The sequence below is a fragment of the Spirosoma profusum genome (assembly GCF_014699005.1).
Lineage (GTDB): Bacteria > Bacteroidota > Bacteroidia > Cytophagales > Spirosomataceae > Spirosoma > Spirosoma profusum.
This window is the reverse complement of record NZ_JACWZY010000002.1, coordinates 468,251-489,450: the sequence shown is the minus strand read 5'-3', so window position 1 is coordinate 489,450 and position 21,200 is coordinate 468,251. Positions and strand designations below refer to the sequence as shown.

At 45.9% G+C, this 21,200-nt stretch carries 18 protein-coding genes and 1 tRNA gene; 13 read left to right on the top strand and 6 right to left on the bottom strand.

The window, feature by feature from the left end:
- Positions 1-131: 131 nt before the first annotated feature.
- Both IC229_RS04375 and IC229_RS04370 read right to left on the bottom strand, forming a co-directional pair.
- Positions 132-740 carry a hypothetical protein gene (locus IC229_RS04375; protein ID WP_190885695.1) on the bottom strand — a complete coding sequence of 203 codons (609 nt, stop codon included), beginning with the start codon at positions 738-740 and terminating at the stop codon, positions 132-134.
- Positions 741-838: 98 nt separating this feature from the next.
- On the bottom strand, positions 839-1,591 hold the full coding sequence (locus IC229_RS04370; protein WP_190885694.1) for a hypothetical protein: 753 nt from the start codon (positions 1,589-1,591) through the stop codon (positions 839-841).
- 371 nt (positions 1,592-1,962) lie between these two features.
- On the opposite strand from IC229_RS04370, the gene IC229_RS04365 reads away from it, so the two are divergent.
- Together IC229_RS04365 and IC229_RS04360 are read left to right on the top strand one after the other, a co-directional pair.
- On the top strand, positions 1,963-5,412 hold the full coding sequence (locus tag IC229_RS04365; RefSeq protein ID WP_190885693.1) for a pyruvate carboxylase: 3,450 nt from the start codon (positions 1,963-1,965) through the stop codon (positions 5,410-5,412).
- Between the two features lie 354 nt (positions 5,413-5,766).
- Complete coding sequence (locus tag IC229_RS04360; RefSeq protein ID WP_190885692.1) at positions 5,767-6,321, top strand: RNA polymerase sigma factor; 555 nt, start codon at positions 5,767-5,769, stop codon at positions 6,319-6,321.
- 10 nt (positions 6,322-6,331) lie between these two features.
- Here the strand turns inward: IC229_RS04360 and IC229_RS04355 are convergent, their stop codons facing one another.
- The 3 genes from IC229_RS04355 to IC229_RS04345 form a co-directional block, all read right to left on the bottom strand.
- Positions 6,332-7,804 (bottom strand): TonB-dependent receptor, encoded by a 1,473-nt coding sequence (locus tag IC229_RS04355; RefSeq protein WP_190885691.1) that lies wholly within the window; start codon positions 7,802-7,804, stop codon positions 6,332-6,334.
- Positions 7,805-7,912: 108 nt separating this feature from the next.
- A complete protein-coding gene (locus tag IC229_RS04350; protein ID WP_190885690.1) occupies positions 7,913-9,325 on the bottom strand; it encodes a S41 family peptidase in 1,413 nt (470 codons plus the stop codon).
- A 192-nt stretch (positions 9,326-9,517) separates the two neighbouring features.
- Positions 9,518-9,871 carry a YraN family protein gene (locus IC229_RS04345; RefSeq protein ID WP_190885689.1) on the bottom strand — a complete coding sequence of 118 codons (354 nt, stop codon included), beginning with the start codon at positions 9,869-9,871 and terminating at the stop codon, positions 9,518-9,520.
- 103 nt (positions 9,872-9,974) lie between these two features.
- Here IC229_RS04345 and lipB point away from each other — a divergent pair, with 103 nt between their 5' ends.
- The 11 genes from lipB (at position 9,975) to IC229_RS04290 (ending at position 20,180) form a co-directional block, all read left to right on the top strand.
- On the top strand, positions 9,975-10,736 hold the full coding sequence (gene lipB / locus IC229_RS04340) for a lipoyl(octanoyl) transferase LipB (protein ID WP_190885688.1): 762 nt from the start codon (positions 9,975-9,977) through the stop codon (positions 10,734-10,736).
- A gap of 28 nt (positions 10,737-10,764) precedes the next feature.
- Entirely contained in the window at positions 10,765-11,169 is a 405-nt protein-coding gene (locus IC229_RS04335) for a hypothetical protein (protein WP_190885687.1), read from the top strand.
- An 82-nt stretch (positions 11,170-11,251) separates the two neighbouring features.
- Positions 11,252-11,989, top strand: coding sequence for a 3'-5' exonuclease (locus IC229_RS04330; RefSeq protein WP_190885686.1), 738 nt, complete (start codon positions 11,252-11,254; stop codon positions 11,987-11,989).
- An 80-nt stretch (positions 11,990-12,069) separates the two neighbouring features.
- The gene (gene rnr / locus IC229_RS04325; RefSeq protein ID WP_190885685.1) at positions 12,070-14,544 is read left to right on the top strand and encodes a ribonuclease R; all 2,475 of its coding nucleotides are present in this window, start codon (positions 12,070-12,072) and stop codon (positions 14,542-14,544) included.
- Between the two features lie 77 nt (positions 14,545-14,621).
- Positions 14,622-14,693, top strand: a tRNA-Arg gene (locus IC229_RS04320).
- A gap of 183 nt (positions 14,694-14,876) precedes the next feature.
- Complete coding sequence (locus tag IC229_RS04315; RefSeq protein ID WP_190885684.1) at positions 14,877-16,181, top strand: site-specific integrase; 1,305 nt, start codon at positions 14,877-14,879, stop codon at positions 16,179-16,181.
- A gap of 14 nt (positions 16,182-16,195) precedes the next feature.
- The gene (locus IC229_RS04310) at positions 16,196-17,095 is read left to right on the top strand and encodes a hypothetical protein (protein WP_190885683.1); all 900 of its coding nucleotides are present in this window, start codon (positions 16,196-16,198) and stop codon (positions 17,093-17,095) included.
- A gap of 102 nt (positions 17,096-17,197) precedes the next feature.
- Positions 17,198-17,530, top strand: a complete 333-nt coding sequence (locus IC229_RS04305) for a helix-turn-helix domain-containing protein (RefSeq protein ID WP_190885782.1) — start codon at positions 17,198-17,200, stop codon at positions 17,528-17,530.
- A complete protein-coding gene (locus IC229_RS04300) occupies positions 17,527-17,964 on the top strand; it encodes a hypothetical protein (protein WP_190885682.1) in 438 nt (145 codons plus the stop codon). Before IC229_RS04305 ends, IC229_RS04300 begins: the two co-directional genes overlap by 4 nt.
- Positions 17,965-18,037: 73 nt before the next feature.
- A complete protein-coding gene (locus tag IC229_RS04295) occupies positions 18,038-19,597 on the top strand; it encodes a hypothetical protein (RefSeq protein WP_190885681.1) in 1,560 nt (519 codons plus the stop codon).
- 88 nt (positions 19,598-19,685) lie between these two features.
- On the top strand, positions 19,686-20,180 hold the full coding sequence (locus IC229_RS04290) for a GNAT family N-acetyltransferase (protein ID WP_190885680.1): 495 nt from the start codon (positions 19,686-19,688) through the stop codon (positions 20,178-20,180).
- Between the two features lie 31 nt (positions 20,181-20,211).
- Here IC229_RS04290 and IC229_RS04285 read toward each other — a convergent pair whose 3' ends face one another.
- Complete coding sequence (locus IC229_RS04285; RefSeq protein WP_190885679.1) at positions 20,212-21,000, bottom strand: hypothetical protein; 789 nt, start codon at positions 20,998-21,000, stop codon at positions 20,212-20,214.
- Positions 21,001-21,200: the final 200 nt, after the last annotated feature.

Below are 21,200 nucleotides of genomic sequence, written 5' to 3'. Positions count from 1 at the left end.
TCTTTTTTGTCATGCTAAGTCTTTGTCATGCTGACCAAGGAAGCATCTTAAGGTTTCCAAACAAGCTAGTCAGGGTGCCTCAAGATGCTTTGTTCCTCAGCATGACAAAGACTTAGCATGACAAACTATTTTTACGAAGAATAACTCCGACTACGTCCGCCAAAAAAACCGCTACGTCCACCCGACGGCCGAACGGTACGTGTCACCCGCGATGTACGGACACTTTCGCCCACACGCGTCGAGCGCTCATAAAGCCCTGAGTTAGCATAGGCACCCGATCCGTAGCGACGAGCATCAGCCTCATATTGTGGACTCGAAGAACGACCCAGCATATAGCCTAAACTGCCCCAGAGCAACGCACTGGACAGGCCACTGTGGTGATGATAAGTCCCTGAATTGTGTAGGTACGATCGTGTCGACTCATCGGACTCAACCAGCCGTTTAGCCGCTTCAACGCTGAGCGTATCGCGGTGGCCGTCGTGATAACTCACGATGGCACCGGCTTTGTCGGGTTCGGCAGGTACTTCGTCGGTGATTTTAAACGTACCGGGAGCGGTTTCGGTGATATATGTCCGAACGCCCTTCCCAAATCGGGTTTCGGTACGTTCCTTCTCCTCGGAATCGTTGTTACCGCAACTTTGGAGCATGGCCGCGCCGTTGAGCAGTGCCAGACTGAGGGTTGCGCTGAGGGTAATATCTTTAACGCGCCGAAGAACGGCGTGTCGGCGAAGCGGTGTCATAGCCTGAATTGATAAGGATTGACTGCTAAACTACTACGCTCGCGAATGGGTTGCAACACAATGTGGATAAGCTGTTGACAAAGCTGACTCAACGGTCGTCAGAACGGACGGTATTTATTTCCGAACAGGAACGCAAAGCCAGCCGACACACTCACTACGTCGACAACCCGATTGCTGCTATAAGGCAAACTTGTCGATTTCTGACTGCCGTTTGTAGCGGTTGACGTTAAGTTATGGAACAGGAAATCAGCACGAGTATAATCGGCGTTGACATGTGTCGAAATGCTACGTCCTAACCGGTAACGTAACGTAGCACCACCGCCAAAGGCCGTTGCTGTACTTTGTGAACCCGTGGTTTTCAGCGACATTTCAATGCTGCCGAAGTTACCAGCCATCGACGTATTAGGTAGTACAGCCTGCGCCTTACCCGCCAGCAAACGGGCATCTACCGAAAAGCGACCAAGTGGAATAGAAATATACGGCCCAGCCATCACGCTCGAAATCGTCCAGTTATCGGCATTCGCAGTCCAGACATCGGTTTCGTTACGGTAGAGCGAACTCAGCATGGCTTTTGTATCGACCGCGTTCCGGTGCTGCTCGCCACGTACCATCAGCCCAACCGAGCCGAATACGCGATAGCCAGCCGCTACGTTAAAGGATAGCCCCTGGCTGGCCATACAGGCTTTAATATCTGAAGTCAGGCAGCTCCCGTATCGTCCAACAGGCATACTGGTACCTGCAGATACAGCAAAGAATCCCTTTTTATCCTGATGAGATAAAATAAATGTTTTCTGGCAGAAGGCAACAGTGGTCATGCCGGCAGCCAGTACGGTTACGAAGAGTTTTTTCATGGCGTAACTTGTTACTGATATAGGCTGGGTAGTCTATTTCGCTACACCTAAACAAATTCGATGCCATGATTTGTCGGATTGCTCCGAACGTATCACGCCGTTTCATCTCTAGGCAGTGATACTACGTTTATATTATTGATAATCAACAATTTAATACCTTCGACAAAGAGAAATAGAATCGTTAATAGTTTGATACACAGTATAGCTCTGGTAACTGAAGTCACTGTTCATTTACGTTGAATGTATTATTCCCGGAAAAATCTGTCTTCTCAGATGATTCTATGGTTCAGGAAGGCTTTTTGAAAATTTTCGACCATCTTGCCATGTTGTTTGATGCTTTCATAACCAGAAGCCGGTTTCTTTAAAATTCCATGAAAGATTACATCCGTCCCATTAAACGTCTGCTTGTTGCTAACCGGGGTGAAATTGCTATTCGCATCATGCGGGCCGCCACCGAATTAGGCATTACTACGGTTGCCGTTTATACGTATGAAGACCGTTATTCGCTCCACCGCTATAAGGCCGACGAAGCCTTTCAGATTGGTCGGGATGAAGACCCGCTGAAACCGTATCTGGATGTTGAAGGCATTATTTTGCTGGCCAAACGCCATAAAATCGACGCCATTCACCCCGGCTATGGTTTTCTGTCGGAAAACGTAAAACTGGCCCGTCGATGTCGTGAAGAAGGTATCATTTTCATCGGGCCATCACCCGAAGCGATGGACGCGTTGGGCGATAAAGTTCGGGCCAAAAATCTGGCGATGAAGGCCGGTGTACCGCTGATTCCGGATTCGCGCGAAGAAAATATGACGTCTGAGTTCGCTCTGACTGAAGCCGAACGTATCGGTTTTCCGGTGATGGTGAAAGCGGCTGCCGGTGGTGGTGGACGTGGTATGCGCGTGGTACGTAGTGCAGACGAGTTCTCGAAAGCATTCACGGAAGCCAAAAACGAGGCTAAAAACGCTTTCGGTGATGATACCATTTTCCTGGAAAAATTCATCGAAGATCCAAAACACATTGAGGTTCAGTTACTTGGCGACCAACATGGAAATATCGTTCACCTTTATGAACGTGACTGCTCGGTACAACGCCGGTTTCAGAAAGTAGTCGAAGTAGCGCCTTCGTTTGGGCTCCGGCAGGAAACTAAAAACAAGCTCTATGAATACGCCCTGCAACTTGGTCGGGCCGTAGAGTATTCGAACGCCGGTACGGTCGAGTTTCTGGTCGATAAAAACGAGAATATTTACTTCATTGAAGTAAACCCACGGATTCAGGTTGAGCATACTATTACGGAGGAAGTGACGGGCATCGACATCGTTCGGACGCAGATTCTGATTGCGATGGGCTACCAGCTTTCCGACAATGGAATTTACATCAACCATCAGGACGAAATTCCGCTGAACGGTTACGCCATCCAGTGCCGCATCACGACCGAAGACCCCGTCAACGGCTTTAAACCTGATTTTGGCACGATAACGGCTTATCGGAATGCGGCCGGTTTTGGCATTCGTCTGGACGAAGGAAGCAGTTATGCGGGCATGAAAATCTCGCCTTACTTCGATTCCATGATTGTGAAAGTATCGGCGCGGGGTCGGACACTCAAAGGGGCAACCCAGCGACTGCTACGTGCCCTTGTCGAGTTTCGGATTCGGGGAGTTAAAACAAACATCGGCTTTCTTCAGAACGTAATCAGTCACCCGATTTTTCAGCGGGGCGAAGCGCGGGTTTCGTTCATCGAAACGCACCCCGAACTGTTCGACATGCGCAAGCCGCAGGACCGTTCGACGCGCGTACTGAATTACCTTGCCGACGTCATTGTGAACGGCAATCCCGAGGTCAAGAAAAAAGACGATTCGAAGATTTTCCGTACGCCCATCGTTCCACCTTTCGATACGTATAGCCCCTACCCTTCCGGCAACCGCGACCGTCTGAAGGAGTTAGGTCGAGAGAAATTCGTGCAGTGGGTGAAAGATCAGCAATGCGTTCTTTATACCGATACTACGTTCCGCGATGGGCACCAGTCGCTGCTGGCAACGCGCGTTCGGACGCAGGATTTGATGAAGGTGGCCGAAGGATTCGCCAAAAATCATCCAGAGCTTTTCTCGATGGAAGTCTGGGGGGGCGCTACGTTCGACGTATCGATGCGCTTCCTGTACGAAAGTCCCTGGAAACGGTTGTCGGCGCTACGTGAAGCCATGCCGAATATGCTGCTGCAAATGCTGTTCCGCGGCTCCAACGCCGTTGGCTACTCAGCTTATCCCGATAACCTGATTGAGAAATTCGTCGAGAAATCCTGGGAAACTGGCATCGACGTATTCCGCATTTTCGACTCGCTCAACTGGATCGAGGCCATGAAAATAAGCATCAAGGCCGTTCGTGAACGTACCGACGCGCTTTGTGAAGCAGCCATCTGCTATACAGGCGACATCCTGTCGCCGAATCAGCACAAGTACACGCTACAGTACTACCTCGATATGGCCCGCCAGCTCGAAGATGAAGGCGCGCATCTGCTAGCCATTAAAGACATGGCTGGGTTGCTGAAACCGCTGGCGGCCGACGTACTGGTACGTGAATTGAAGCAAGCTGTGAACATTCCTGTGCACCTGCACACGCACGATACGGCAGGTATTCAGGCTGCTACGTATCTGAAAGCCATCGACGCGGGTGTCGATATTGTCGATTGTGCGCTGGGTGCTTTGTCGGGATTGACGTCGCAGCCGAATTTTAATTCGGTGGTGGCCATGATGCAGGGACACGAACGCGAATGCAACATGAATCTGCCTTCGCTTAATGCTTTCTCCAACTATTGGGAAGATGTGCGGGAGTATTATTATCCGTTCGAATCGGGTATGAAGGCCAGCAGTGCGGAAGTCTACGAAAACGAAATTCCGGGTGGTCAGTATTCAAACCTTAAACCGCAGGCCATCGCAACTGGACTGGGCGACAAGTTTGAGACGCTCAAGAAGAATTACTCCGTAGCTAACCAGCTTTTTGGTGATATCGTAAAGGTAACACCTTCCTCAAAGGTGGTCGGCGACATGGCCATTTTCATGACCGCTAACAACCTTACCGCCGACGACGTATTGAAACGGGGCGAATCGCTTTCTTTCCCTGAATCGGTAAAAGAACTGATGAAAGGTATTCTGGGGCAGCCGGTTGGTGGTTTTCCGAAAGATATTCAGGAAGTTGTATTAAAAGGAGAAGAGCCAATTACGGGCCGCCCGAACGAGCATCTGAAACCCATCGATTTCGACGCTGATTTTAAAACCTTTCAGGAAAAATACCCGCACAGCGATGGCTTCGTCGATTATCTGTCGTACCAGATGTATCCGAAGGTGTACGACGAATATTATAACGCCAACGAGCAATATGGGAACGTCAGTATCATTCCAACGCCTGCTTTTTTCTATGGTCTGAAAGAGAATGAAGAAATTCTGATCAACATTGAGGAAGGTAAAAATATTCTGGTACGTCTGCTGTTCAAATCCGAACCGGATGAATTCGGGATGCGTACCATTACGTTCGAACTCAACGGGCAGAGCCGTCAGGTACGTGTGCGCGATAAAGCATCGAAGGTGGAGAAGGCACTCAACGCCAAAGTGAGTAAAGCAGGGGACGTAGGAGCACCCCTACAAGGTCGCCTGACTCGCATTCTGGTAAAAGAAGGTGAGACGGTGAAGAAAAATCAGCCTTTGTTTGTTATCGAAGCCATGAAAATGGAAAGTATTGTGGCGGCTCCCAAAGCAGGAACTGTTGCCAAGATTGTGCTGAAAGAAGGAACTGTTGTCGAACAGGATGACTGGGTGACAGAGTTGACGTAAATTGTACTTCTCCTTATCTGGAATTTCTTTAAAAAGTCATATTGTTCAGCGCGTGTTTAAGGGATTGAAAAATTCCCTTAAACACGTTTTTTATTTATAATATATACTATATAGTAACAAGGAGTTTCACAATCAAAGAGTTACATCGCTCAATCAATAAAAAAGATGTTAACGAATACGGAAATTAGAAAAAAAATAATTTGGTATAAAACAACCTATATATTGTGTTTTTTAAAGAAAAATAACCTAAATACTATTTTTTTCATATATCGTTTGTTACCAAAACATAAAATATACGTCAAAAAGACAATTAATCCCGAAGACCTAACTAACCGAAACTATTAGCAACTTTTCATGTACACTTCTTCACTAACAGACGAGCAGGTAATTCGTCAGCATTTGTCAAGTCAACCTTCCGAGTGCTTTGAGACTCTTTACAATCGTTATGTTAAAAAGGTCTACCAGCGCTGTCTGTCGATGACCAAAGATTCAGAAAAAGCTCAGGACTTTACCCATGACATTTTTCTGAAAGTATTCGATAAGTTAGACGCTTTTCAGGAACGATCTACCTTCTCCACCTGGCTCTATTCCATTGCTTTCAATTATTGCTCCGACCAGTTACGTCGGTCAAAACGACTTCCGATGACGTCGATGGATGAAAATCCGCATTACGACATGGCCGAGTCAAGAGATGCGTACCTGCATGAAGAATCGCTTCAGTTAGTGAAAAAGGCGATGCAAACCCTCTCGACCAGTGAGCAACAGCTACTTCGAATGAAATACGAAGACGGCATGAGCATCGATGAATTAGCAGAAACCTATAATTTAAAAAACAGCGCCGTGAAAATGCGGCTTAAACGCACACGCGAAAAAGTGCAAAGGGTTTATGCACAGCAATATGCCAACTAGCTGCTGATCATCAACGCGATACGGTCTGTTCTTCTACCTGCTGCTGACGTACCTGCTGCCCAATCGGCACGTATTCGACTTCGCACGGGTATCCGAATAAGCAATTTGCTTTAATCTGCTCAGCTACCCGCTCAGGCACCATTGTTTCCCAGCCATCTTCTCCCTGCTGAATCATTTCCAGTACGTGGTCGGTCGAGATGTGCAGGTGCTGTTCGTTGAAGTCAGTAATGTCTTCGATTTTGTCGTTACGTACCAGATACTGGAACAGCGGCTCCAGCGTGGGCGGTAATTTAAATTCATTACAGGTATACAGCGCACCACCCCGTAGGGTTGGGTACACGAACAGCTTCACTTTGCGGCTGAACAACGTAGCAAAGGACTCCAGAATACCACCCGGCAGAAACTCATAGTGTCCCTCCTCAAAAATGTATTCGAGGTTTGGGATACCCACAATCAGGCCGATTTTCAGGCGGGTCAGCCGGGCCAGATACGCCACCAGCTTGTAGTATTCCAGATAGTTGGAAATCATCACGGTCTGTCCCATCGAGCAGAGAATATCCACCCGGTCCAGAAAGTCCTTCTCATCAATTCCCTGTTCGTTGGCTTTCAGGTTGTGCAGCGTTAATTCGGCCATCGACACTACCCGACTGGCATCTACATCGGGCTCATCTTTAAACTGCTTCAAGCCGTTTTCAATCATATCCAGTTGCACGTTGGTTAGCGGCCGCAAACGCCCACGCATCACCAGAATATGTTTTTTGTAGAGTGCTTCGGAAGGCTGTAATACCTGCCCATCCGGTCCGAACAACGCGGCATCCGTAAAGCCATTTTTTACCAGGTGCAGCGTCATCAGACGGTTGTCGACATCTGCAAAATCAGGGCCGTTGAACCGAATCATGTCAATCTGAATCCGGTCGGGCGAAAGGTCGTCCATCAACGACAGCACCAGCGTTTCAGGCGATTTGGCGTAATAGTAACAGCCATAAATAAGATTGACGCCGATAACTCCCAGCGCCTGTTGCTGAAGGATATTCTCATTGTCCGTCATTCGGACGTGAATGATGACGTCGTTATACCCTGCTTGTGGATTCAACTGAAAACGCAGGCCAAGCCAGCCATGTGCTTCGTTGGTTTTCTGATAGTTGAGTGCAACAACAGTATTGGCAAACGCAAAAAACGTGGTATCAGGACCACGTTTTTCGGCTAATCGTTTTTCCAGCAGGCTGTATTCCTTAGACAGCATTTTAACCAGCCTAGATTCAACTACGTAGCGTCCACTTTCTTCAACGCCGTAAATTGAGTCACTGAAGGTCATGTCATAGGCCGACATGGTTTTGGCGATGGTTCCTGACGAGCCGCCTGCTTTAAAAAACATAGCGGCTGTTTCCTGACCGGCTCCAATCTCGGCGAACGACCCATAAATGCGCCGATCAAGGTTAATACGTAATGCTTTCTGCTTCGTACCTATATTCTTCTCATACATAGTGGTGGCGGATTACTTATCCTAAAGTTACACTATTAAACGTCAAAAGCAGCCTCTGGAGCCGCTTTTGTTGTAAAATAATACAATTTTAACTGTGCGCGGCCGGGCTTAATTTTCAATAAACATATTACCACCGCCCGCTTTGCGATCCAGTGATGACCCAATACTTTCCTGAACATCTGCATCTACTCCTCGTCGAGCCGTGCGTGTACCCGAAATCTGAAAAATGGCTTCGCTTAGTAGTGATTCGGTTAAGTCGCCCAGCGCCTTCATACCGATGAGAGGTTCTTTCACCTCAACGGCTGGTGTAAATCCATTCCCATAGTCCGTAAAACCCAGCGCATTCGCCGATTTGAACGTAATAGGCTGCATACCCCATTTAATAGCTCCGGTTTTATCGGAAATGGTAATGGAACCAACATTTTTACCTACAGTAGTCGTGCCAATTGTATTGACCGTCATAAACGGACGTAGTCCATTAATAATCAACTCACTGGCCGACGCTGTACTTCCGGTTGTCAGTACGTACAGTCGACTCAGATTAGATCCAATGGCCGTCGACTTCGTCACGAATTTCTGGTTATTCCAGCCCACACCGGATTGCTTATCACGATCGGCCATTACGTTGCTATTCCATTTCTGGGAATAAAACACTTTGTTGGCGTCAATATTTTTACCCATCAAACTGGCCAGATTAGTCGCTGAGCTCACGTAGCCACCCCGATTGTAGCGCAGGTCGAGAATCATCTCGTTCACGCCTTTCTGCTTGAACTTACCAAAAATGGCATCCAGTTTTTGATCATACGCATTGTTAGTGCTACCATCGGATTGAAAAGCGCCCGGCGTAAACTGGTTATAGACAACATAGCCAATCGTTTTTGAGCCGATAATATAGGTCGTATCCAGCAGCACCGGATCTTCCTGAAAAACAATAGGCGTTACCTGTTTAGTCTGGTCGGTATCAGTCAAAACGCCATTTTTCAACGTAGCAAAACCGAACGTATACGACTCTACACTACTGGATATCAATTGGGTATAATTAGTCCCGGTTAGTGACTGTCCATTCACTTTCGTGATAATATCACCTCGTTTGATACCCGCTTTTGCGGCTGGCGAACCTGGCAATACGTATAAAACCGTAGCCCCAACCGATGACTGCGTTTGGTCGCGGTAGAAATAGCGATACTCCATGCCGGTTGTTTTCGACTGACCGCTCAGTGATGCTTTCAGTTCATCGGCGCTCGCCTGAATCCAGGAAAAACGGTCGCGGTCGGGAACTGCGGTGTTGTTATAGTTATAAAGCAGCGAGTAGAAGAACGGACTGGGAGCCAATGATTTGTCCGGATTCGCCGGAAGCCTATCGTTCCAGAAGTAATACGTCTGCATGTTCGACAGAATCCATTCTTTAACCTCCGCATCCGTAGCGGGTGTTACGTCGGCGGGCTTTCGGCAGGACGCCATCAGGAGAGTAGCAACAACGGATAGAAGCAGCGCCGAGCGCCGGATAGTCATTACGTTCATAGGAGTTTATTGATGAGCCAACCCGTGGCTACTTAGTAAACGTAATTTTCGACCGAAAAGATTTATCCGCCAATACGTTATTATTAAAGGCAGACATAGTGGTGGTGGCGGTAGGTAGATTCTATTACACTGCTGGACCACCCCCAACCCCCTCCAGTGGAGGGGGTTGGGGGTGGTCCAGCAGCCTATAACTTAGCAGAAAGCATCTTCGATGTGTTTCACGTTTAATTGGCTGCCCGACAACGTAACGGCGATGATATCAAAGCGCACGTCATGCATCCAATCGGTCGCAAAAATGTAGGCTTCGGCGGCCCGCATCACCAGTTTGGCTTTAGTGTAGGAAACAAATTCCTCCGGATTTCCGTAATTAAGGTTGCTACGTGTTTTGACCTCGGCAAAGACCAGTAGTTGACCCTTTTTGGCAATAAGGTCAATTTCAGCATGTTTGTAACGGTAGTTATGGGAAAGAATTTCGTAGCCTTTTTCGCGCAGATAGCGCACGGCTTCGGCTTCGCCTTGCTTGCCAGTTTCGTTGTGCTGGGCCATTCTTAATACATGGGTTTAGGACGTAACGAACAAAAGCTGTCTACTACGTTGTTAGTACGTTGTAGGGAGCAACCTCTGGAAAGGTCTGTTCGTCCGTAAAAAAATGAATAGTCGCGTCAATAAACAAGTAGAGGTTCAGAAATTAGGATTAATCGAGTATCAGACCGCCTGGGACGAACAGGAACGGCTATTTGCCGGAATTGTGAATCAGAAACTCCTGAACCGCACCTTACTAGATCAGGAACAGCAACTTACGCCAAATTACCTCCTGTTTTGTGAGCATCCACCCGTTTATACAATGGGGACCAGTGGCCATCCTGAAAACCTGCTTATTGATCAGGACCGGCTCACTAACGAACTGGGTGCTACATTCTTCCGAATCCGGCGCGGGGGCGACGTAACGTATCACGGTCCCGGTCAGTTGGTGGGTTATCCGATTCTGGATTTGGATAATTTCTTTACCGACATTCACCGCTACATGCGTTTACTGGAAGAAAGCATCATTCTGACGCTGGCAAATTATGGCTTACAGGCGGGTCGAATCGATGGTCTGACAGGCGTATGGCTCGATTATGAAACGGATTTGGGTGAGTTAGGAATGAAGCGGAACCCGCGTAAAATTTGTGCGATGGGCGTAAAAGCCAGCCGTTGGGTCACGATGCACGGTTTTGCCTTGAACGTAAATACGGATTTGCGTTATTTTAGCCATATTGTCCCGTGCGGCATTGCCGACAAAGCCGTTACGTCGCTGGCAGTCGAATTAGGCAGGGAAGTGTCGCTGGATGAAGTGATCGAGCATGTTCAACGTCATCTGGCTAATTTATTTGAAATGGAATTAGTAACGCGGGCGGAAGTCCGCAATTGATTAGTGGAATGAAACCCACGTGGAGTGCATGAAGAAAGACATACAATTTTTGCCGGTTGAAGGCGTACAGGTTGTGATTGCCCGGAAAGAAAATCTGGTAAATGGATATGACTGGCAGGTTTTTTTGATCAACCAGAACAACGTAGCAATCCGAAACGTATTTGTCACCTCGAAGGGATACGGCCAGAAAAACGACGAAGAACAGAAAACATCGACTTTACGGCATTTCTTTGCCGAAGTTCCTCCCTCATCTTACGAAGTCGTCGAAACCATTATGCCCGACGTGTTTCACCTGAATAACGAATACTGGGTAAGCTACTTCATCGATGAGCAGATTTTCGATAAGAAGTTTATCTTCGTGCCCGACAGTATTGTCGACGAAAATCTGGTCCGGATACCTGCGCTGGGTCTGGACGGGATTTTGCACGACTAACGTAACGCGGCCGGTCTGGCGAACCGGAAACCTGTCCGCCTTTGCCAATAACGTAGCGGACTAGCGGTCCGCGTAACAGACTATGCCTCAACCTGTATCCTGGAAACGCCGTCTAAAAAACTTTCTATTCATCGACCTTAAAACGGTTGCGGGTGAACCATCGTTAACAACCGTTGACCCACGTCTGCAACGGCAATGGGAAGAAAAAAGCCGCTTTTTCAAAACCGAAGACGAAATCTCAGCGGCTGGCTGGTATGACCGCCGGGCGTCGTACTACGCGGAATTCGGTAAAATCATCTGCATCAGTGTCGGTGGGTTATTTTTCGATGAAGAGGATAAGCCTCACCTGAAAGTCAAGCTGCTGAGCAACGACATCGAGCTGGCCATTCTGGAAGAATTTCTGGAGATTATTAACCGATATCCGCCTGGTGAGTTAACTCTTTGTGCGCACAATGGCAAGGAGTTCGATTTCCCGTACGTGTGTCGGCGGTTGATGGCCAACGGCTTGGTGCTTCCACCGGCTTTACAGATTTCCGGAAAAAAACCGTGGGAGATTAACCACAAAGACACGCTTGAACAGTGGCAATTTGGCGACAAACGGCATTTTGTTCCACTCGACCTGCTGGCGGCTGTCTTGAACGTACCGTCTCGTCCGCTTGAGTGGACAGGCGACCATACCAGCGAAGTGTACTACCGCGAACACGACTGGCCACGTATCGAACAGTACGCCCGCGATTCGATGGTGATGCTGGTGCAGGTGTACCTGAAAATGGTTGGGGCTCCGGCCGTAGCCGACGAACATATCGTACTGAGTGATTGAGACATGGATTCTGAATTCTCTGTCTCGTTTTCACGCAGTATTCATCTATTTTAACCTCGCTGTGAAGCTGGGAAAACAACATGAGAAACGGAAAACCAAAACAAAATAAATACAACAAACCCACCACTGGGCAATCCTTATCAGGGAGGCCCACGTCAGGGCGAGCGAATTCGTCTCACTCTCGCGAAAAAGGGCTGGAAAAACCGGTTAGAACTGGGCCGGTAAAACAAGCAAATTCATTTATGGATGAACTGAAAAACGACCTGATGGCCTTTTTTCAGATTAACGATGATCGATCGTTCACACAGGAACAGATTCTCGATCATTTTGATGCCAACGACCGGCGGATGAAACTCATCATGAACGGGCTGATTGGCGAACTGGTCGAAGAAGGTACACTGATACGTCAAACCGACGGCAGTTACCGGGCCGACGCCGATGCCAATCTTATCGAAGGCGTTGTCGACCACGTCAATGCCCGGTTTGCATTCGTTATTCCTGATACCGCAACGGGCATCCGTGGTGACCGTAATGATGACATCTGGGTATCAACTGATGATTTAGGCGGTGCTGTCGATGGAGACCGTGTACGTGTGATACGTTTTACCGATTCGCGCAACCGGGGCCGACGTATCGAAGGCAAAGTTGCGAACGTAGTAGAACGTGGACGTAGTGAACTGGTAGGACGTATCGAAGTCTGGCCGACCTACGGCTTTGTAATTCCTGACAGCAAGAAGATTTACGAAGACATTTTCATTCCGCAGGAAAAATTGGGCGGTGCTAAGGATGGTGAGAAAGTCATTGTCAGGCTTACGAAATACCCGGCGCCCAACAGTCATAAGCAGCAGTTTGAGGGCGAAGTTATTACGGTACTTGGCGTAGCAGGTCAGAATACGACCGAGATGCACGCGATTCTAGCTGAATTCGGATTGCCCATTCATTTTCCAGAAGACGTAGAACAGGAAGCGGAAAGCATTCCGACTCAGATAGGTGAAAAAGAACTCGCTAACCGGCGCGACATGCGTGAGGTCACTACGTTCACCATTGACCCTATTGACGCCAAAGACTTCGATGACGCCCTATCAGTACAATTACTTCCCAATGGCAACTACGAAATCGGTGTACACATCGCCGACGTAACGTACTACGTGCGGCCAGGTTCGAAACTGGAAGCCGAAGCCTACAAGCGTGCTACGTCGGTTTACCTGGTTGACCGGGTGGTTCCCATGTTACCCGAGAAACTGTCAAACGGTCTGTGTTCGCTACGTCCCAACGAAGACAAACTGACGTTTTCGGCTGTGTTTGAGCTAACGCCTAACGCACAGATTGTCAACGAATGGTTTGGCCGTACGGCGATTCACTCGAACCGGCGATTTGCTTACGAAGAAGCGCAGGATATTCTAAACAACAACAGTGGCGATTATCTGGAAGAATTGCGGTTGCTAAATGAGCTAGCCTACAAGCTACGCGACGAGCGTTTCAAAAACGGCGCTATTAATTTCGAGACGCCCGAAGTACGTTTCCGGCTGGACGAAAACGGCGTACCGCTGGCCGTCTATCCTAAAATCCGACAGGATACCAATAAGCTCATTGAAGAGTTTATGTTACTGGCTAACAAACAAGTAGCTGAATTTGTGCACTCTTTGTCGAAGCGGAATAAGAATCGCGAAGAGAACGTAATGGTGTACCGAATTCACGAAGGTCCTGCAGAAGACAAACTCCGAAGCTTTTCGGAGTTCGCCCGACGTTTAGGCTATAAACTGAATGTTGATGAAGGTCAGTTATCCAGTTCGATGAACCGCTTTATGGAAAGCATTGAGGGCAAACCCGAGGCCAACATGCTCCAGCAACTGGCGGTACGTACCATGTCGAAAGCACGCTATAGCACAGAAGATATTGGTCACTTTGGATTGGCATTTCGTCGGTACTCGCACTTTACATCGCCGATACGTCGCTACCCTGACATGATGGCCCATCGCCTGTTACAGCACTACCTAGACAAAGGCAAACCTGTCGACCATGATGAGTACGAAGAAAAATGCAAACATTCGTCGGAACGCGAACGCATGGCGGCCGAAGCCGAACGAGCTAGTATTAAGTACAAACAGGTTGAATTCATGAGCCGCATGGCTCCTGATCAAGTATTCGAGGGAGTTATTTCGGGCGTTACAGAATTCGGCTTTTTTGTCGAAATCACCGAGAACAACTGCGAAGGACTGGTACGCATGCAGGATTTGACCGATGATTATTACGAGTTCGACAGGGATAACTACCGCATCGTTGGCCAGCGTCATAAAAAAATGTACACCTTTGGCGATCCAGTGGTGGTACGTGTAAAAGAAACCAACCTGGCCCGACGTAGCATGGATTTCGCCCTCGTCAGCGACAAAGCCGACCGTCGTCCCAGTGATCTGAGTCGTTCCGAAAGCAGCCGTAATAGCCGTTCTGGTAACGCCCGTACTCGTTCATCCGGTGGGCAGAGCGGTCGTTCTGACCGAAAACGCGATCCGGCCCCTAAAGGTGAAAACCGCCGTGGTGGTCGCGGACGGCACTGAGAAAGTCCATTTTGATTTAGGGTTAGCTTGCATCAAAGGCATCAGACAGCTATATTTGCACTCCCAAATTGGGGCCTGCTCCCGTAGTTCAATGGATAGAATTGTGGTTTCCGGTACCATCGATAGGGGTTCGAATCCCTTCGGGAGCACAAATACCGTATCTTACACCATACGGACAACAACAAAAAACGCTAACTTTCAACGAGTTAGCGTTTTTTGTTTATAGTAATTTATCAAATCAAATACGGTTTCATCAATTAATTCCGTCCCCTATTTCGTCCCCTGTATTATTTTTATTCGTAACTTGGTATTGACCAAACCAAGTCAAACCAATGAAAACTATACAAGACAAGGACGTAAAGTTTTTGCTCAAAGACCCCCGCGCCGACCGGGCAACACTCATTTACCTTATTTACCGCTTTGATTCTGGCCGGTTTAAGTATTCAACTGAACAGACAATTGAGCCTTATCAATGGGACGCTAACGCCCAAAGAGTTCGTATTGTGTTAAAACCTCGTTCTGAACGGGAACGGTTTGAGACTATTAACAGTAACCTAGAACGTCATCGGGCCGCAATCAAACAGGTTGTAACGGCTTTACAGTTAGCTGGAGCCACAATCACTAACGATTTAATTAAACAGCATCTTGACCAAACGTTAAATCGAGTTAAGACTACCCGTACTAAAAAAGATAAACTACAGTCACCCGGTGAACCATTTACTGAGTATTTGGAACGATTTGTTGAGGAAGCCCGCGCTGGCCTTCGGCTAAACGCCAAGAGTTCGCAGTACTCCCGGTTTACACTAAACGGCTATCTAAAACTAAAACGGTTATTAGAAGATTACCGCAAGGCAACCAGACAATCTATAGACTATACTGCATTTACTCTTGAATTCTACCATCTGTTTAAACTATGGCTAACAGGTAAGGGGCTAACGCTTAACTATGTAGGCTCCCTTCTAAAAGACCTAAAAGTGATGCTGAAACAGGCTCACGCGGATGGTTTGCATACAAACACCATATTTCAACATAAGGACTTTAAAAAGTTTTCTGAAGATGTTGATAGCATTTATCTGACTGAAGACGAACTAACAACACTCTATAACCTTAATCTAGCAGCAACCCCAGGAATTGAACGGGCGCGTGATCTTTTTTTAATTGGCTGTTATACTGGCCTACGGTTTTCCGACTTTACGCAGCTACGTCCTGAAAATATTAACGGCCGTATTTTGACACGTAGAACGCTGAAAACATCAGAACGGGTTTCGATACCCCTCAACTCTAAAGTCGTCGCTATCATCAACAAATACAACGGTACGCCCCCTCGTCCGATCTCAAACCAACGGCTGAACGATCATCTTAAGGAATTATGCAAACGAGCGGGTATAAATGACCGGATCGAAGTAAATCGGACGCGGGGTGGGCGTAATGAATTACGCACTTTGGAAAAGTGGGAGTTGGTCAGTTCTCACACCGCCCGACGTTCATTTGCTACGAACGCGTACTTGGCAAAGGTGCCAGTTATTCAGATTATGCAGATAACCGGCCACCGTTCGGAAAAGATGCTATTGCGATATATAAAAGTTTCATCAGAGCAGAACGCAATAATGTTACTCGACCACGCTCATTTTCAATAATTAATGTTATTTATATGGACTTTAAAGAGATGGAGACCGATGAAGTGGTTATCTTGAATGATATCACCATGAAATTAAATTCATTTTTTGTTTTCGCTCTAGAATGGATTTTCCCCCTTAGGGAGTTATTTAACGTTCGTCCAGAAGATGGAAAGACCGTTCTTAATGAAAGTTTTCGCTATTTAATTGATTCGGACCATTATAAGGCAATAGCAGAATTCAATACTATAGGGGAAGAGAAATCAGGAAACTATGATACTCGTACAATTCGGACATTAATTGCAAAGAGGTACTGTTATTTCCGGGACTTTGAATCCCAGCAAGGCTATACAAGGTATCTTTTAGATTTAGTACATGGCATAACTTGGCGAACAGATCTAGCTCAATCTCTTTTTAAATCAATAGAGATTGACGGCTTCCATCAATATTTTGAAAATGATCACTTAGAATTATTGATACCAAGTGGACAAGAAGAAGATAACGAACGATACAGAGTTGATGAGCTTGTTATAATGTTAATCAGCCAAACAGTTGAAATGATAACTTCAGAAATCGAAAGTTTATCAAGAAGATTTACCCCTAAAGAATATGAAAAGTGGAAGAATGCTCCTGAGCTATACAAGGATACTGGAGAAAACGCTGGTATCGAAGCCATAATAAAATCAGAAAGATTTTCACTCAAACAGCAGATGATCGCATTAGATAAATTAGGCTTCAAGGATGCCGCTGTTTGGCAAAATATTGGCACTCAAAAGAAGGCAAAAATATTGAGTCAATTATTAGGTAGAAATGAACAGGATATCCGAGCTATACTAACTTATTGGGGCGTAAAAAAAACGGAGGACAGGTATAATACCAGCAAAGAGGATGATATTAAGAAAGTTGACGACTTTTTGCGAGCTAATCTTACTTGATGAATCCTTACAAAATGTAGGAAGATTTACTCCTACATGATTAACCCTACACTATAAAGAAACATCAATTTTGAGTTGTACAAAACAATGTATAACTCAAAGATGTACGGCACAGTAACACAAATCCAGATTACCCCCGACCAATTAACCGAACTAGTACGGGGGGCCGTTCGCTCAGAGTTAGCGAACTATACACCACCCGCGCCGGAAGGTCTTAACCTCCCCGACTTGCTGACACGTCGGCAAACCGCCGAAACCTTGCAGGTATCACTCACCACCTTGCACGAGTGGGCAACCGACACCGACGACCGCCCAGCCGTTTTAGTTCCACTCAAAATAAACGGCCGCGTTCGTTACCAGAAATCCGACGTATTGGCCGCCCTCAAACAACCGCGCCGGTTTCGGCATAAGGCACAGGAGGGCCGGGGCCAATGACCTACCTACCTACTTCCCACCGCCTGACCTTTCGGCTCGATGCCGACCGGGGCCGCTACATTGTCAAAGAATGTGAGCCAGGATTTTGCAAGGTGCCTCGTGAATTGACTGTGGAGGAACGGCGGTTTAACGACAACATTGACGCTGAGGTTATTCTACGGGGGCCAAACACCCAAAAGAAAGAAACAGGTAAGGGAGCAAGAAGAAAGATAATCTTCTTCACAGGCTTACAACGTACCGACTATGTAGGTGTTTACATCGGCAATGTTGTTACGTTTGGGCAACGAGGGGATAAAGTACGTAACGGGGTTGTCGTGCAATTCTCCACCGATGCCGGACGTATGACCCTTCGCTATTTTCCTGCCTACTACCCCTACCCCAAAGACCGGGAAGCGTTCGTATCGGCCATCATTCAACGGGGACTACTTCACTAACTACCTAAACGTAACGGGCCACCCACGCGGGTATTTACCACACGTTTCACCGTGAGGGCGGTTCTTCTTTACCATGTTTGATGGAACCACCATACTCGACGTGTCGGTAGATGTTGATTTACTACTGACCAATGACCGTTTAACGTTCGGGGCTTTAGTTGACACTCAAACCGGGTTTATCCTGAATCCTATCCGCCGGGCCAATCATCGGGGGTTAAGGTTTCGACTTGTCCCCCGCCAAACTCAGCAAGGCTACCGACTGGAGATGAAAGGTAGTTTGCACAAGTTTCACAACAACGGCCGACATAATGCCGATCAGTTCACCGTCAACGACCTTTTACTGACTCTGGATGAAATAACCCGCTCTTACGGTTTTAACCTGTTCAAATCAAAAATTAATACTCTGGAGTTTGGCGTTAATGTCGAGTTGCCGTTTCCGGTTAGTCAGGTACTTAATAATCTGGTTTGTTATAAGAACTTACCGTTTAGCATCGACCCTTACAGCGATACGCCCTACTACATTTGTCGGCTACAACGCTACGCCGTCAAGTGTTATGACAAGGGAAAACAAAAAGGATTAGATGGTAATTGGTTGCGGCTTGAGATTCGAGTGAATAAAATGGAGTATTTCAAAGGCAATGGTATTAAAATACGTACTTTGGCTGATTTAATGAATGTCGCGAATTATCCACTGCTAGGCGCTTTGTTGGTTGATACCTTCAACGAAATCCTATTTGATGACCCTGCCATTATTTCGGCTAATTTATCCCCCGTTAAACAACAACTTTACCAGAATGGACGTAACTCGCGTTACTGGCAAATACCTGAAGATTTAACCCGGAAACAGGCCAACGCTCACTACCAGCGATTGGGTCGGGAAAGACGACGTTATCGGGTCTTGTTTGAGCAATACGGGGGAAAGTGGCAGCATGAGGCAGCTACGCTCATTGGTCAGACTTGGACCCAGCTAACTGCCATTGACGACCCTCTACTGAAACATATCAACGAACACCTAACGGCATGGCAAGACCTAACGAAACCAGGAATCCCCCCCCCTTCATTGGGCGGTACATGTCAGCAATTAACCGACCCTGGCAATTTGTCTAGTGAGGATTTACCCTATACGACCTGTCAGCAATTAACCAACTTTGCCAAGAACGAAATGTCAGCAATTAACCCCTTGTATTCTGAGTTAATTGCTGACAGTAACCAGCCAGATAAATACACCCTTGAACCACCTGACCCGCCACCACCGCCGGGGGCTGTTGTCTGCCCAATTACAAATATTCCCATAGAGTCACCTCGGCCAAGTCAACGGTTTCTTTCGGCCACTCAGTTGAGGAACCTATACGATATTGACCGCCCCAAGTTTGACAACGTAGCAGCTCGGTTTCTAACTGCAAAACAGGCCGGAGTTTCGTTAGATAAACAATGCTACTACATGGCTCATAATATCCGCAATTCCCACACTAATCAATTTAATAATCCACTACGACGCATTAAGAAGTATCAACGAGGTCCATCAGGGCAATTACCACTACTTTTTCCTAATATCCAACTCTATCAATTTTCGGAGCGAATACAGGCCGGAATTGCTTATCGACGGGGGACACGACACGAAATAGATATATAAGACAATTATTTTATGTATTCATTTTTTGTCGAAAATGAACATTACGCCAGTACTTTAATGTTAGAATGATTTATTCGTAGAACGCAAAATGAAAATCACATTACGAGAAGTAAAGGACGATAATACTGAATATATAGTTCAATACATAAATTCTTACAGAAAGATACTTTATCCTATGCTTGGTAATAAGTCTCCTTACGACTTAATCAACTTTAACAAAGTTTATATTAATGACCCATTAGCTTCATTTATATTAGCTGAATACGAAAACGGAGCTATAGCAGGTACAATTGGTTTTGTTCCTTATGACAATCGTTTTCAACAAATAAAAAACGATAATGTGAAAACTGTTGAAATAGTAAAACTTTATGTAGAACCTAATATAAGAAATCTGGGCATAGGCAAACGATTAGTCAACTTTGCTATACAAAAGGCAATAGACTTAAACTACAAAGTCATTTACCTTCATACCCACCCTTTTTTAAAGGGAGCAGTAGATTTCTGGAAAAAAAATGGTTTTACAGTCATAGATATAGAGTGCAATTCTGATATGACCATTATACATATGCAAAGACTAATATGAATATCATATTAGTCTTTGCATATGTATAGTTTTAATCATGAAACTCAAAATCAGTAGGTATCTTCTCAAAACCGAAAATTTTATCTAGTTGGTTTAAAGTCAAAGTATAAGAGGTTATACTAAGATACTGCTGATTGTCGAATTTTTGGCTACTTAAATTAATAGTCGGTTTGTAGTACTTATCACATTGTTCAGCAAATTCATAAAGAAAAGGCCTCCACCAATCGTAGAAAAAATATCGGCACTGCCTTAATGTTGTAGCATCCTCTTTGTAAGGAATTAGACCATTGTAAAACTCTAAAATATCCCTAACATACCTTAGTTCTTTCTTTAGCGCTAATACTGCTTCTCTTTCTTTAGCATCTATTATGCCTGTTAAATTTGACTCAAAATATGCCTTAATTGATTTTGCTTTGTAATCATTATCTTTCCATTTGTACCTTGTTTGCCAAGCCTCTTTTCGAATATGATCAAACCTATCATCTCTAAATTTTTCAAACAAAACTACTATAGTTTGAGAAATATTTATTTTACGTGACTCTCTATAAATTATTACACTAGCGATAATTGAAATAAAAGCAGCATAAGCAGTAGCGACCTGTGCTGCCTTTTCCCACCTATCAAAGTCCCTGATACTTTTGTCACCTTCTGAGATGGAATATAAAAACAAGTAAGAAAGTAACGGTAACATTAAAGCGAAGAATGTTCCGGCAATACCCAGTCTAACACTAGGCTTATTATCAAACCCTTTATAACTAATAGCTAGAATAGTCAATAAAATAATGATTATTGTAAGCAGCATCCATGAAGCCGATATCATAGCACAATAAGTATTTAGTTTTTTGTAATAGTAAATAAGAATGAGATTTTTCTATTTTATAATTATACGAAAGGATATAATCTGATATAGTCGTCAATAACTCTATGTGATCGGTTATTACGAAAAACTTGTTTACAAACTTAGAATCTTTTCATAACAAAGCCGCTCTAGTTAATTGCTGACAGTAACCAACCAGATAA

What these genes read in the sequence shown, in the direction of transcription:
- IC229_RS04375 (WP_190885695.1), bottom strand. Translation starts at nt 740, where the DNA reads ATGACACCGCTTCGCCGACACGCCGTTCTTCGGCGCGTTAAAGATATT.
- IC229_RS04370 (WP_190885694.1), bottom strand. Translation starts at nt 1,591, where the DNA reads ATGAAAAAACTCTTCGTAACCGTACTGGCTGCCGGCATGACCACTGTT.
- IC229_RS04365 (WP_190885693.1), top strand. Translation starts at nt 1,963, where the DNA reads ATGAAAGATTACATCCGTCCCATTAAACGTCTGCTTGTTGCTAACCGG.
- IC229_RS04360 (WP_190885692.1), top strand. Translation starts at nt 5,767, where the DNA reads ATGTACACTTCTTCACTAACAGACGAGCAGGTAATTCGTCAGCATTTG.
- IC229_RS04355 (WP_190885691.1), bottom strand. Translation starts at nt 7,804, where the DNA reads ATGTATGAGAAGAATATAGGTACGAAGCAGAAAGCATTACGTATTAAC.
- IC229_RS04350 (WP_190885690.1), bottom strand. Translation starts at nt 9,325, where the DNA reads ATGAACGTAATGACTATCCGGCGCTCGGCGCTGCTTCTATCCGTTGTT.
- IC229_RS04345 (WP_190885689.1), bottom strand. Translation starts at nt 9,871, where the DNA reads ATGGCCCAGCACAACGAAACTGGCAAGCAAGGCGAAGCCGAAGCCGTG.
- lipB (WP_190885688.1), top strand. Translation starts at nt 9,975, where the DNA reads ATGAATAGTCGCGTCAATAAACAAGTAGAGGTTCAGAAATTAGGATTA.
- IC229_RS04335 (WP_190885687.1), top strand. Translation starts at nt 10,765, where the DNA reads ATGAAGAAAGACATACAATTTTTGCCGGTTGAAGGCGTACAGGTTGTG.
- IC229_RS04330 (WP_190885686.1), top strand. Translation starts at nt 11,252, where the DNA reads ATGCCTCAACCTGTATCCTGGAAACGCCGTCTAAAAAACTTTCTATTC.
- rnr (WP_190885685.1), top strand. Translation starts at nt 12,070, where the DNA reads ATGAGAAACGGAAAACCAAAACAAAATAAATACAACAAACCCACCACT.
- IC229_RS04315 (WP_190885684.1), top strand. Translation starts at nt 14,877, where the DNA reads ATGAAAACTATACAAGACAAGGACGTAAAGTTTTTGCTCAAAGACCCC.
- IC229_RS04310 (WP_190885683.1), top strand. Translation starts at nt 16,196, where the DNA reads ATGGACTTTAAAGAGATGGAGACCGATGAAGTGGTTATCTTGAATGAT.
- IC229_RS04305 (WP_190885782.1), top strand. Translation starts at nt 17,198, where the DNA reads ATGTACGGCACAGTAACACAAATCCAGATTACCCCCGACCAATTAACC.
- IC229_RS04300 (WP_190885682.1), top strand. Translation starts at nt 17,527, where the DNA reads ATGACCTACCTACCTACTTCCCACCGCCTGACCTTTCGGCTCGATGCC.
- IC229_RS04295 (WP_190885681.1), top strand. Translation starts at nt 18,038, where the DNA reads ATGTTTGATGGAACCACCATACTCGACGTGTCGGTAGATGTTGATTTA.
- IC229_RS04290 (WP_190885680.1), top strand. Translation starts at nt 19,686, where the DNA reads ATGAAAATCACATTACGAGAAGTAAAGGACGATAATACTGAATATATA.
- IC229_RS04285 (WP_190885679.1), bottom strand. Translation starts at nt 21,000, where the DNA reads ATGATATCGGCTTCATGGATGCTGCTTACAATAATCATTATTTTATTG.